The sequence below is a fragment of the Streptosporangium sp. NPDC051022 genome (assembly GCF_040683035.1).
GTDB lineage: Bacteria > Actinomycetota > Actinomycetes > Streptosporangiales > Streptosporangiaceae > Streptosporangium.
The window spans coordinates 58764-71686 of sequence record NZ_JBFBCF010000017.1 but is presented as its reverse complement, the minus strand read 5'-3'; the positions used below and the strand labels follow the sequence as shown (position 1 = coordinate 71686).

The 12923-nt window shown below is 73.8% G+C and carries 11 protein-coding genes; 9 read left to right on the top strand and 2 right to left on the bottom strand.

What is annotated here, in order from left to right; all coding sequences use genetic code 11:
- Nucleotides 1-43: 43 nt before the first annotated feature.
- Nucleotides 44-637 (bottom strand): NAD(P)H-dependent oxidoreductase, encoded by a 594-nt coding sequence (locus tag AB0N02_RS25950; RefSeq protein WP_363951381.1) that lies wholly within the window; start codon nt 635-637, stop codon nt 44-46.
- Nucleotides 638-960: 323 nt separating this feature from the next.
- On the opposite strand from AB0N02_RS25950, the gene AB0N02_RS25945 reads away from it, so the two are divergent.
- The gene (locus AB0N02_RS25945) at nt 961-1812 is read left to right on the top strand and encodes an oxidoreductase (RefSeq protein WP_363951379.1); all 852 of its coding nucleotides are present in this window, start codon (nt 961-963) and stop codon (nt 1810-1812) included.
- A gap of 38 nt (nt 1813-1850) precedes the next feature.
- The gene (locus AB0N02_RS25940) at nt 1851-3038 is read left to right on the top strand and encodes a nucleotide disphospho-sugar-binding domain-containing protein (RefSeq protein ID WP_363951376.1); all 1188 of its coding nucleotides are present in this window, start codon (nt 1851-1853) and stop codon (nt 3036-3038) included.
- A gap of 170 nt (nt 3039-3208) precedes the next feature.
- Here AB0N02_RS25940 and AB0N02_RS25935 read toward each other — a convergent pair whose 3' ends face one another.
- Entirely contained in the window at nt 3209-4378 is a 1170-nt protein-coding gene (locus AB0N02_RS25935; RefSeq protein WP_363951373.1) for a class I SAM-dependent methyltransferase, read from the bottom strand.
- A 218-nt stretch (nt 4379-4596) separates the two neighbouring features.
- On the opposite strand from AB0N02_RS25935, the gene AB0N02_RS25930 reads away from it, so the two are divergent.
- From AB0N02_RS25930 to AB0N02_RS25900, 7 genes are all read left to right on the top strand, one after another.
- Nucleotides 4597-5514 carry an MBL fold metallo-hydrolase gene (locus AB0N02_RS25930; protein WP_363951370.1) on the top strand — a complete coding sequence of 306 codons (918 nt, stop codon included), beginning with the start codon at nt 4597-4599 and terminating at the stop codon, nt 5512-5514.
- A gap of 330 nt (nt 5515-5844) precedes the next feature.
- Nucleotides 5845-7197, top strand: a complete 1353-nt coding sequence (locus AB0N02_RS25925) for a hydrolase (RefSeq protein ID WP_363951368.1) — start codon at nt 5845-5847, stop codon at nt 7195-7197.
- 219 nt (nt 7198-7416) lie between these two features.
- Nucleotides 7417-8241 (top strand): 3-oxoacyl-ACP reductase FabG, encoded by an 825-nt coding sequence (gene fabG, locus AB0N02_RS25920; protein ID WP_363951366.1) that lies wholly within the window; start codon nt 7417-7419, stop codon nt 8239-8241.
- 57 nt (nt 8242-8298) lie between these two features.
- Nucleotides 8299-9273 (top strand): aromatase/cyclase, encoded by a 975-nt coding sequence (locus AB0N02_RS25915; RefSeq protein ID WP_363951364.1) that lies wholly within the window; start codon nt 8299-8301, stop codon nt 9271-9273.
- Nucleotides 9270-9713, top strand: coding sequence for a nuclear transport factor 2 family protein (locus AB0N02_RS25910; protein WP_363951362.1), 444 nt, complete (start codon nt 9270-9272; stop codon nt 9711-9713). The genes AB0N02_RS25915 and AB0N02_RS25910 overlap by 4 nt, the downstream gene beginning before the upstream one ends.
- Before the next feature lie 207 nt (nt 9714-9920).
- Nucleotides 9921-10988, top strand: coding sequence for an LLM class flavin-dependent oxidoreductase (locus tag AB0N02_RS25905; protein WP_363951360.1), 1068 nt, complete (start codon nt 9921-9923; stop codon nt 10986-10988).
- Nucleotides 10989-11335: 347 nt separating this feature from the next.
- A complete protein-coding gene (locus AB0N02_RS25900) occupies nt 11336-12772 on the top strand; it encodes an MDR family MFS transporter (protein ID WP_363951358.1) in 1437 nt (478 codons plus the stop codon).
- Nucleotides 12773-12923 lie beyond the last annotated feature (151 nt).

The following is a 12923-nucleotide window of genomic DNA, read 5'->3' as shown; positions in this document are numbered from 1 at the left end:
GTCCGTGCCGGCCGGCACGGACGCCCTCGAGGCCACCGGTGGATCAGGCGGCGTAGGGGCGGGCGGCGCGGGCCGCCCGCAGTGCCTCACCCCACCAGCCGAGCTGGTCCAGCAGGACCTTGGCCGCGCCGTTGACCTCGTCGGCCTCACGGGGCCGGCCGTTCTCGTCGAACTTCGTGAAGAACATGTGGAAGCTGACCGTCTCCCGGATGGTCGTGGCGTGCAACTCGGCGAAGACGAGCCGCAGCTGTTCCACGGCGCGCAGCCCGCCCGCGTAACCGCCGTAGGAGACGAACCCCACCGGCTTGGCGCGCCACTCGGGGGAGACCGAGTCGATGGCGAGCTTCAGGGAGGCGGGATAGCCGTGGTTGTACTCGGGGGTGACCACCACGAAGGCGTCGGCCAGGCCGATCCTGGAGGCGAACTCGCGCACCTCCGGCGTGGTGTACTCACCGGTGGTGACCGGGTGCTTCTGCTGGATGACGGGCAGGGGCGTGTCGACCAGGTCGATCACGTCGACGTCGAAGTCCTCGCGCTTGCGGGCCTGATCGACGAACCAGTCGGCCACGACGCCGCCCAAACGGCCTTCGCGGGTACTGCCGACGATCACAGCTAGGTGTAGGGGAACGTCGGACAAGGAGGTATCCCTTCTGGGTGACGACGGGTGACACCGGGAAGTGTCCGGTGAACCTCTTGGCCTTACCGCGGCCGCCCTGACGGTGCCTCGCCGCGCCGTCGTCGCCCATGGCCGTGCCATGGGCTCCTTCGCCGCCGTACGACGCATCCCTCCGGCCGGCCTCCGCGACGGCGCAGGCCCACGCGGTACTACCTGGGGTGATGGGCGGGATCACCCTAACACGGAATGGAGCGTTCGACTCCACATAGTGGGTGAGACCGGTGTGCCGCGCCTGTCGAGCCCGGATGTAGCCGGAATCGAGTGGCCCCGCCGATCGTGGCGATATGACCGAAACCAGTTCCCGGCCCCGCCGGTGGTTCGTCACCGGCGCCTCCCGAGGCCTCGGCCGCGCCTTCGCCGAGGCGGCCCTGGCCGCCGGTGAGACCGTCGTGGCGACCGCCCGCGAGGTCGGCACCCTGCGGGACCTCGTCACCGAGTACGGCGAGCGCGCCGTCACGCTGCCCCTCGACGTCACCGACCGGCCGGCGGTCTTCGCCGCGGTGAAGGAGGCGGTCGCGCTGGTCGGCGGCGTCGACGTCCTGGTGAACAACGCGGGCTACGGCCTGGCCGGCGCCGTGGAGGAGGTCTCCGAGGCGGAGGCGCGCGACGAGCTGGAGGTCAACCTCTTCGGCGCGCTGTGGTGCGTCCAGGCCGTGCTGCCGGTGCTGCGCGAGCAGGGCGGAGGGCACATCTTCCAGGTGTCGAGCATCGCCGGGATCACCGCCTATCCCAACCTCGGCCTCTACTGCGCGAGCAAGTGGGCGCTGGAGGGCCTGAGCGAAGCCCTCGCCCAGGAGGTGGCGGGCTTCGGCGTGACGGTGACCATCGTGGAGCCGGGCGAGTTCCGCACCGGCTGGAGCGCCGGCAGCCTGGTCCGCGCGACGCCGCTGGCCGCCTACGACGAGGTGCTCGCCAAGCGGCGCCACGGGCTGTCCGGGGCGTACGCCCACCTGCAGCCCGGGGATCCGGCGAAGGCCGGGCGCGCCCTGCTGGAGGTGCTCGCCGCCGACCGGCCGCCGCTGCGGCTGCTGCTCGGCCGCGGTGCCGCCGACCTCGCGCCGCGCGTCTACGGCGAGCGCCTGCGGGAGTGGGAGAGCTGGCGGGAGCTGGCGGTGGGCGCGGACTTCGACGACTGACGAGGCGGACGGCTGACGAGACGAAGGAAGGCACAGCAATGCGAGTGATGGTCAACGTCCTGCCCGCGCTCGGTCACCTCTTCCCGACCGTGTCGCTCACCTGGGCGCTGCGCGCCGCCGGGCACGAGGTGCTGGTGACGACCTCGGCCGGCGGGGGCGAGGCCGCGGCCCGTGCCGGGCTGGCGGTCGTCGACGTCGCGCCCGGGGTGGACATCGGCGCCATCTTCGGACAGGGCGCGGGCACCTCGGAGGAACGGGCCCGGCTACTGAGGGAGCGGGGCCGGGAGATCGCCCGCGCCGGAGCCACCACGCCCGGCCTGGTCTTCGAGCGTTTCGCGCAGGTCTCCGACGTGATGGCCGACGAGACACTGCGGGTGGCCCGGCTGTGGCGGCCCGATCTGGTGATCTACTCCCGGCTGCAGGGGACGGGCCTGCTGGTCGCGGCCGCGCTGGACGTGCCGGCCGTCGAGCACGGTTTCAACTTCGTCCGGGAGGCGGGTTTCGCGGCGCGGTACCTGCCCTACCTCGCCGACGGCTTCGCCCGCCACGGGGTTCCGGCGCGGGAGCCCCGTGTCGAGGTCGTGCACGTCGCCCCGCCGGAGCTGATGCTGGGACAGGGGGACGGCCGGCCGATGCGGTACGTCCCGTACAACGCCGGAGGGGTGCTGCCCGACTGGCTGCTGGGCTCCGGCGGGCGTGCCCGGGTGCTGGTGACCCTGGGCACCGTCGTGCCGAAGATGGCCGGTCTCGGCGGGCTCGCCTCGCTCCTGGCCGCGGCGGCGGAGACCGACGCGGAGTTCGTGCTGGCACTGGGGGACGACGCCGAGGTGGACGCGCTCGGGACACTGCCCGCCAACGTGCGCCCCGTGGCCTGGGTGCCGCTGCACCCGCTGCTCGCCCGCTGCGACGCCGTCGTGCACCACGGCGGCTCCGGCACGACGCTGACCGCGCTCGCCGCGGGGGTGCCCCAGCTCGTCCTGCCGCACGGCGCCGACCAGTACATCAACGCCGAGGTGGTGGCCCGGCACGGCCTGGGGGTGTGGCGCGAGCCCGAGGAGGTCGAGCCGGGGGTCCTGACCGAACTGCTGCGCGACGGTCCGGTGCGCGCCGCCGCGCGGGCGGGCGCGGAGCGGGCCCGGGAGCTGCCCGCCCCGGCCGCGCTGGTGCCATGGCTGGAGGCGCTGGCCCGCACCCCGGCCCACGCCCTGGCCCACGCCCTGGACTAGGTTCCGCCCCTTGTCCCCCGTCTCCGGGGCCCGCGCCGACCGGCCCCGGAGCGGGCCCGGGACCGGTTCCACGGCGGGCCCCGGAGCGGGCCCGGGGCCTGTTCGACGGCGAGCGCCGGGGCCGATCCGGACCGATCCGGACCGATCCGGACCGGCCCGGATCGGCAGGGTCAGCGGTCGCCGCCGGCCACGTCGCTCCAGGAGGACACGGGTCTGCGGGCGGGACCGCTCTCGTCGTTGAAGCCTTTCTCGATGAACGCGATGTTGTGGTAGAAGTGCACGGACGTCACGTGGGCGTCGGTGTAGGAGGGCTCGTAACCGGGCCCGTGGTCATACTCCTTGTGGTTCAGGCCGTCGACCAGTGACTTGAGCAGGCCGATCGACGTCCGGGGCGAGGCCAGATCCCGGTCGTCGCCGCCGTAGCCGGGCCAGTACGCGGTCTGCAGGTCCTCGATGACGTAGAGGCCGCCCGGCCGTACATGGGGGAAGAGCGCCCGGAACGACGTCAGCACGTGCTCGTTGACGTGGCTGCCGTCGTCGATGACGATGTCCAGCGGCCCGATCCGGGCGCCCAGCCCGGACAGGAACCCGGGATCGTTCTGGTCGCCCCTGATCGTGCGGATCCGCGGCTCGGCCAGCCGCTTCTCGAAGATGTCCAGCCCGTGGATCAGGCCGCGCCGGAAGTATCGCTGCCACATGCGCAACGACCCGCCCCCGGCCTCCGGTACGTCGTAGCCGCCGACGCCGATCTCCAGCAGCCGCACCGGCGCGTCGCGCAGCGGGGCGAAGTGGCGGTCGTAGTGCGGCGTGTACCAGTGCACCCCGCCCCACTTGTCGGAACCGAAGGCCACGGCCAGATCCTCCAGGGTGGCCGGGGCGGCCCGCGTCGCCCGGAGCAGCGCGTGACCGGCGCGTACGGCCCGGCCGCGCCGGGCCAGCAGCGGCGCGACCTCGGCGGGCTCGGGGGCGTCCGGCCAGCGGGCCAGCAGCTCGTGCCGCCACCGCACCCCCGCGGCCCCGTCGCCGAGGAGCGCCCGCGCCAGGTCCGCGACCGGGTAGCTGATCCGCACGTCGCTCTCGGCCGGGCGGCCGGCCGTGGCCACCACCTTGCCGCCGCCGAAGGCGAAGCCGTGGTCGACGCTCCCGCCCTCGAAGGTCAGCTCCAGCCACACCGTCGCGTCGTCGTCCGCCGGATCCGGATCACAGCGGCCGACCAGGTCGGCGACGAGGATCCTCGCGGTCTCGACGGGCCCGATCGTCGCGATCACGTCGTCGAGGCCGCCGTCCCTGGCGTTGGCCTCGATCAGTGACGCGACGGGGCCCCACGGTTCGACATCCATCACGTATCCGCCTCCCTCGGCTCCGGCCACCCGTGCGGGTGGCCGCTTTCGCCGAGGTTGGTCGGCGCTCGCCGAGGCGCCGTCGACCCGCGCTGGAGGGACGCTGGAGAGGGGGCCGTCGGCGGGTCCAGCGGGCGTCGAGCGGATCTTCACCCGTGCTCCAGGCGGGTGGGGAAGCGTGCGGGCAGGTGACGTCCACCTGCCCGAGAGGAGCGGCCATGCGAGAGGCGGTTGCGGAACCCGAGGCGTACGAGGTCGCCGACGGGGTCCACGCTTACGTTCAGCCCGACGGCGGCTGGTGCCTGAACAACGCCGGGCTGGTGGTCGGTGAGGCGGGCGCGCTGCTGGTCGACACGGCGGCGACCGAGGCGCGTGCCCGCAGGCTGCGCGAAACGGTGAGCCGGATCGGCGGCGGGCCGCCCCGAGTGGTGGTGAACACCCACCACCACAGCGACCACACCTTCGGGAACTTCGTCTTCGCGCCGGACTCCCCGATCGTGGCACACGAGCTGTGCCGGGAGGAGATGGTCGCCGCCGGGTACGGGCTGTGCGGCCTGTTCCCCGACGTCGAATGGGGCGATCTCGCACTGGCGCCCCCGGAGGCCACCTACCGTGACGGGCTGACGCTGCACCTGGGCGAGCTGCGGGTGGAGCTCGTCCATCCGCCGGTGCCCGCGCACACGACCAACGACACCGTGGTCTGGGTGCCGGAGCGCAAGGTGGTGTTCACCGGTGACGTGGTGATGTCCGGGGTGACGCCGTTCTGCCTGATGGGCTCGGTCGAGGGTTCGCTGCGCGCGGTGGACTGGCTGCGCACGCTCGGCGCCACCACCGTGGTGGCGGGCCACGGCCGGGTGGCCGGGCCGGAGGTGCTGGACGAGACCGAGGCGTACCTGCGCTGGATCCAGGATGTCGCCGCGGAGGGCGTCCGCGCCGGGGTGTCCCCGCTGGAGGCCGCGCGCGAGACGGACCTCGGCGGCTTCGGCGAGCTGCGTGACTCGGAGCGGCTGCTCGCCAACCTGCACCGGGCCTACGCCGAGCTGCGCGGCGCCGCTCCCGGCGCGCCGCTGGACGTGCTGGGCGTCTTCCAGGAGATGGTCTCCTTCCACGGCGGGCGGCTCACCTGCCACGCCTGACGGGCCCGCACCCGCACCCGCGCCCGCACCCGGCGTCCTCGCACCCGCACCCGCACCCGCACCCGCACCCGCGCCCGCACCCGGCGTCCTCGCACCCGCACCCGCACCCGCACCCGCACCCGCGTCCGCGCCCGGCGTCCTCGCGGGCGTGCTTCCGCCGTGCTTCCGCCGGTCCGCCGGGTCCGCGGGTGTGCCGCCGCGGGTCCGGTCCGCCGGTGTTCGAGCCGTCGTAGAGCGCCCCCGGCGAGGGTGGGACCGGGCGCGTCCGGTCGTGGCCCCGCGGTGACCCCGCGGTGGAGGGCGGATGCGCCGTGACGAGGAGGTGACCGGATGAACGGCAGGACGTCCACCCCGGTGGCGGATGAAGCGGTGGCCGGTGGACCGGCTGACGGAGTGGTGGCCGGTGGACCGGAGGCCGGCGCACTGGCCGCCGTCGCCGGCCGGTACGCGGAGCGGGCGGATGCCGACGGGGTGCTCGCGCCCGAGGTGGTGGCCGCCGTCGCCGCCACCGGATTCGCCCGGCATTTCGTGCCCGTACGGCACGGCGGCGCCGCGAGCGGTTTCGGGTCTCTGCTGGAGGCGGTGGCGCTCGTGGGCGAACAATGCGCGTCCACCGCCTGGTGCGCGGCACTGGCGGCGGGCTCCGCCAGGCTCGGCGCCTACCTGCCCGAGCGGGGGCAGGCGGAGCTGTGGAACGACGGTCCCGACACGTTGGTCGCCGCCGGGCTCATCCCGTCGGGGCGGGCCGTACGGCGTGCCGGCGGCTGGTGGCTGACGGGCGAGTGGACCTACACCAGCGGCGCGGACTTCTCCGACTGGGTCTTGCTGTGCGCGCCGGTGACACCGGACGGGACCGGCGCGGCCGACGGCGGGGCCGCTCCCCGGCAGGCCGGGTTCTTCGCCCTGCCGCGCGCCGACTACCAGGTGAGACGCACCTGGCGGTCGCTCGGCATGCGGGCCACGGCCAGTGACACGGTCGTGGTGACGGGCGCCGCCGTACCGGACCACCGGTCGGTTTCCCGCGAGCGGATCTACCGGGGGGAGGCCGCCGGATCGGCGGCTCGCTGCCACGCCGTTCCGCTCCGCGTCGTGAGCGGCCTGCTCTTCGCCGCGCCGGCGCTCGGCGCCGCGGCCGGTGCCGTGGACGCCTGGCGGGCACGCCTGAGCGGGGAGTCGCCCGGCGGCGAGCGGGCGAGGCTGGCACTCGCCCGTTCGGCGGGCGAGGTGGACGCGGCTCGGCTGCTGCTGCGGCGGGCCGCCGAGGTGGGCGACCGCGGGCCGGCCGCCGGGGCCGACGCCCGTTCCGCCGCCGGATCCACCGGCCCGGACGCCGTCCCGGACACCGCTCTGGACACCGCTCTGGAGACCGTTCTGGACACCGCCTCGGACACCGCACTGGACGTGGCACTGGACGCGGCACTGGACGCGGTCCGTAATCCGCGTGACTGCGCGCTCGCGGTCGAACTGCTGCTCACCGCCACGGACCGGCTCTTCCGCGCCTCGGGCACCCGGGCGCAGGCGCCCGGCGACCGCGTGCAGCGGGCCTGGCGGGACGTCTCCTGTGTGGCCAGTCATGTGGCGCTGCGTTTCGAGAGCGCCGGCCTCCAGTACGCCGACCATCTCCTCGGGGTCCCGGGCGTCCCCGGCGTCCCCGGCGCGCCGTCCGGTGGCGGCGGAGCATGAGCCGGGCCGGGCGGCAAGGAGGGCGGCCGGCGGGTCAAGCGTGAGTCGAGCCGGGCGGCATCGGTGCTCCAGGGCACTTCCAGACGGCGGTGCGACGCTCGTCACGGGCGCCGGAGAGGCGCGCCGGCGGACGGGAGCCTCGAATGACGCCGCCGGTCGGCGGCCGGTGGAACGAGGCCGCGACGAGCCCAGTCGGGAAGTCGAGAGCGAGGAGACGGCATGACCGAGCAGGAGAGCACGGCGGCGTCGCCGCCCACCGCCACGGCGGCACGGCGCAGGCTGGCTCTGGTCACGGGCGGGACCAGCGGCATCGGCCTGGCCGTCGCCAGGGCGCTGGCCGGTACCGGGATCCAGGTCTTCATCTGCGCCCGGAGGGCGGACCAGCTCGCCCTGGTGCTGAAGCAGTTCCGGGAGGAGGGACTGCCGGTCGACGGGGTGCCCGCCGACGTCCGGGACTCCGCCGAGGTCCGTTCCTTCGTCGAGACCGCGGTGCGCCGGTTCGGCCCGGTGGACATCCTGGTCAACAACGCGGGACGCAGCGGCGGCGGGGTGACGGCGGAGATCACCGACGAGCTCTGGTTCGACGTCATCAACACCAACCTCAACAGCGTGTTCGTGGTGACCCGGGAGGCGCTGACCACCGGCGGCATGGTGGCCCGGGGCAGTGGCCGGATCATCAACATCGCCTCGACCGGGGGCAAGCAGGGCGTCGTGCTCGGCGCGCCGTACTCCGCCTCCAAGCACGGGGTGGTGGGGTTCACCAAGGCGCTCGGCCTGGAACTCGCCAAGTCGGGCATCACCGTGAACGCGGTCTGCCCGGGGTACGTCGAGACCCCGATGGCCCAGCGCGTCCGGCAGGGCTACGCCCAGGTCTGGGAGACCTCCACGGACGACGTGCTGACGAGGTTCAACGCCAAGATCCCGCTGGGCCGCTACTCCAGCGCCGAGGAGGTCGCCGGGCTGGTCGGGTACCTGGTCACCGACACGGCCGCGTCGATAACCGCGCAGGCGCTGAACGTGTGCGGCGGACTCGGCAACTACTGAACCCGGGATCACCCGAGCCCCGGGAGCACACCGAACCGAGAGGAAGGCGAGGTCGCAGTGGCCGAGTCACAGACGCGGGAGACGGAGCACCGGATCAAGGTGCGCGCCCCCGCGGAGAAGATCTACGAGCTGATCGCGGACGTGACCGCCTGGCCGCGCGCGTTCCCCCCGACCGTGCACGCCGAGCGCCTTGAGGGCGACCAGACCACCGAGCGGATCAAGATCTGGGCGACCGCCAACGACACGGTGAAGGTCTGGACGTCACACCGGGAGTTCGACCGGGCCGGACTGTGGATCCGGTTCCGGCAGGAGGTGTCGCAGCCGCCGGTCGCCGCGATGGGCGGCCGATGGGTGGTGGAACCGCTGTCCGCCGGAGAGTCCCTGGTGCGGCTGTACCACGACTACCGGCCGGTGGACGGCGAGCCGGGGGCCGCGGACTGGATCGCGCGGGCGGTGGACCGCAACAGCACGGCCGAACTGGCGGCGCTCAAGCGGATCGCCGAGCTGGAGACGGGCGAGGACCGGCTGCTGCTCGTCTTCGAGGACGGCGTCGAGGTCGACGGGGCGGCCCGGGACGTCTTCGACTTCGTCGACCAGGCCCAGCACTGGGTCGAACGGCTGCCGCACGTGGTCCGGGTGTCGCTGCGCGAGGAACAGCCGGGCGTCCAGTTGCTCGGCATGGACACCCGCACCGCCCAGGGGGACGTGCACACCACGGAGTCGGTACGGGTCTCCTTCCCGCACCGGAGCATCGTCTACAAGCAGCGGGTGCTGCCCGCGCTGCTGTCGGTTCACAACGGCCGGTGGGGTTTCGCCGAGCGCGACGGCCGTACCGTCGCCACCAGCGAGCACACGGTGGTCCTCAACGAGGCCGCCATCCCCGCGGTGCTCGGTGACCGGGCCGACGTCGAGACGGCGCGCGACTGGGTCCGGCGGGCACTCGGCGGCAACAGCCTGGCCACGCTGGGGCACGCCAAGACGTACGCGGAGAGCCGGCGCGCGACCGGCAGCACGGTCGGGGCGACGTCGTGACACGCGCGGCCGAGCCCGTGCGGGTCTTCGCCGACGGCGCCCTCCACGGCGAGATCCAGCAGTTCTACGCCTGGCAGGTGCGACTCCTCGACCACGGGGAGGCGGAGGCGTGGGCGGACACCTTCACCGAGGACGGGGTGTTCGAGGAGGTGACCAAGGGGGAGGCGCTGCGCGGCCGGCGGGCCATCGCCGCGTCCGCCCGTGCCCGTGCCGACGCGGTCGCCGCCGAGGGCGTCCGGCGCCGGCACTGGTTCGGCATGCTCGACGTGCGCCCGCAGTCCGACGGCACCCTCCACGCCACCTTCTACGCCCTGGTGATGGCCACCCCGAAGGGGGGAGGGCTCAGCGTCTACGTCAGCGCCGAGGCGCGGGACGTGCTGGTCCCGTTCGACGGCACCTGGCTGGTGCGTCACCGCGCTGTCCACCACGACGCCGGCTAGTGCCGTGACCGGGGAACGTTCACCGGGTCGAGCGCCGTTCACCGGCGCCGACCTGCTCCGTTTCACCACCCGCCGTACCGGCGCCCGGACGGACACGAACACGGTGAAGGCAGGTGGTCACCGCACCGGCCGGTGGTCACGGCAGGTGAGACCACGGTCGTTCGCCGGGCACGCGGTGGACGGCACAGACGATAGGAGAGGGGTAACGTGGACTTCGGCGTCGTGTTCTTCCCGACCGTCGGGCCCCGGGACAGGCCTGCCACGCAGTACTTCGACGAGTGCCTGGCGCTGTCGGAGCTGGCCGAGGAGCTTGGCTTCCGGCATGTGAAGACGGTCGAGCACTACTTCTTCCCGTACGGGGGCTACAGCCCGGACCCGGTGACCTTCCTCGCCGCGGTGGCCGCCCGCACCACGCGGGTCCGGCTGGGCACCAGCGCGGCGATTCCGGCCTTCACCCATCCGGTGAAGCTCGCCGGCAAGCTCGCCATGCTGGACAACCTCTCGCACGGCCGCCTCGACGTCGCCTTCGGGCGGGCGTTCCTGCCGGACGAGTTCGCCGCCTTCGGCATCCCGCTCGACGAGAGCCGGGACCGGTTCGTGGAGGGGGTGACGGCCTGCAAACGGCTGTGGGCGGAGGAGGACGTGGTGTTCGAGGGGCGGTTCCACCGGTTCGGCCCCGTCACCCTGCTGCCGCGTCCCGTGCAGCTGCCGCATCCGCCCGTGTTCGTCACCAGCGCCCGCAGCGCCGAGTCCGTCGAGCAGGCGGGTACCGACGGCCACCACCTGCAGACCGTGCCGAACGTGATGACGCGGGAGACGCTCCAGGAGCGCCTGGCGACGTACCGCAGGGCGTGGTCGGCCGCCGGGCATCCGCCGGACGGCGCGCGGATCCATTTCAGCTATCCCTGCGTGGTCGCCGAGGACGGTGACGAGGCGGTCCGCAAGGGGCGCTTCGACGAGGAGCGGAACACCGCCGCCATCTCCACCGCCGTCCGGTCCTGGGCGGCCACGACCAGCTCCGCCTATCCCGGGTACGAGAAACTGGCCGATCTCACCACGCGCACCACCTTCGACGACAAGCTGCGGGCCGGGAAGGTGCTGGTCGGCGATCCGGACCAGGTCCGCGGGCAGTTGGAGCGGATCGCCGAGTGGTACGGCGACGACGTCACCGTCAGCCTGGGCATCCACTCCGGGCACCTGACCGTCGACGACGCGGCGCGGACGCTGCGGCTGCTGGCCGACCAGGTCCTGCCCAAGCTGCCGGTGACGGCGTAGCAGCGGACACGGACGGACACGGACGGACGCGAACGGACGCGAACGGACGCGAACGGACGCGGAGAGGCGTGCCCCGGCCATCCGGCCGGGGCACAGCCGTGCGCGGGACGAGAGTGCCGGTGTCTCCCCGGCGGAGGCGCCGGGCGGCGAGGGGCGGGGATGGGAGTCCGCCCACGGGCGGAGGTCTCCACCCGGTCGGGCGATCCCGGATTCCGGGGCCGGAGAGGTGATCTTGTCCACGGGTGGACGCGCCCGGGCCGGGCGCGCGCCGTCGGCGTCGGCTACGATATGAGCGGAGCGCTCCGCTCCGTTAGTGTCCATGCCTTCGGCGTACCGAGAGGGAGCAGATGCGCGATGACCCCTCGCCCGCGGCCGATCCACGCCGCGTCGACGCGGAACTGCTGCGGGTCGGGCTGATCCTGCAGCTCGGAGCGCTGGCTCCGCTGCTCGACACCACCATTGTCAGCGTCGCGATCCCGCAGCTGGCCGAGGCGTTCTCGGCGCGGGTCTCGGAGATCCAGCTCGTCAACACCGGCTACCTGCTGGCCTTCGCCATGGTCGTACCGCTGGTCGGCTGGGCGATCGAGCGCTACGGCGCCCGCACCGTGTGGCTGGTCTCCCTGCTGCTGTTCCTGGCCGGCTCGGTGCTGTGCGGAGCGGCGTGGTCGCTGCCGAGTCTGGTGGTGGCCAGGGTCGTCCAGGGTGCGGCGGGCGGGATGGTCTTCCCCGTCATGCAGACGATCCTGGCGAGGGTGGCCGGAGAACAGCGGCTCGGCCGGGCGATGGCGATCCTCGCCGTACCCGGGCAACTCGGCCCCATCATCGGGCCCACCCTGGGTGGGGTGCTGGTCGCGTCGCTCGGCTGGCGCTGGATCTTCTTCGTCAACGTGCCGATCTGCCTGATCGCCGTGGCGGCGAGCCGGCGCGGGCTCGCGCCGGACACCCGGGACCCGGCCCGGCGGCTGGACGTCACCGGCCTGGCGCTGCTCGTGCCCGCGATGGCCGTCCTGGTGTACGGGCTGACGCAGACCGAGGCGGGCGGCCGCTGGCCGGGGGTCACGTCGGTCGTCTGCGTCGGGCTCGGGCTCATCCTGCTGCTGCTCTTCGTCAGGCACGCGCTGCGCCGCCCGGCGCCCCTGGTCGACGTCCGCCTGTTACGGGTGCGATCGCTCGCCTCGGCCTCCACCGTGGTGTTCTGCACGCAGGCGGCGCTGTTCGGGGCGATGTTCGTCCTGCCGCTGTTCTACGCGCAGGCCTACCGGCTGGACACCCTCAGCATCGGGCTCCTCCTCGCCCCGCAGGGGCTGGGCGCGATGCTCGCGATGCCGCTGGTCGGGGTGCTCGTCGACCGGATCGGCGCGCGCCCGCTCGTCCTCGCCGGGATCGTCCTGGCGGCGCTCGGCACGCTTCCCTTCGCGCTGGCCGGACCCGACGCCGACCGGCTGTCGCTCGCGGTCGGCCTGGGCGTGCGCGGGCTGGGACTCGGCGCCGCGGTGATCCCCGTCATCGCGGCGACCTACTGGGGGGTGCCCGCCGGCGACTATCCCGGAGCGACCACGGTCTTCAACATCGTCCAGCGGCTGGGCGGGTCCTTCGGCGTCGCCGTTCTGGCGGCGGTCCTCCAGTGGCAGCTCGGCGCCGGGCGCGGCGGTGGCGTTCCGGAGGCGGAGGCATTCGCGAACACCTTCTGGTGGACGATCGGGTTCACGGTGCTGACGCTGCTTCCGGCCGTCTTCGTGCCCGCCCGGCGGAAGCGGGCCCGTCTCCCCGCCCGGACCGCCTGAATCCCCAGCCCCCTTGAACCCCCGGTCCACCGCCCCCCGACCCCGCGCCCCCCCGACCCCCCCGACCCCGCGATCCCCCCGATCCCCCCGATCCCCCCGATCCCCGCGAACCATCCTGCCCGGTACGTGGCCGTTCGTCCTGGACTCAAGC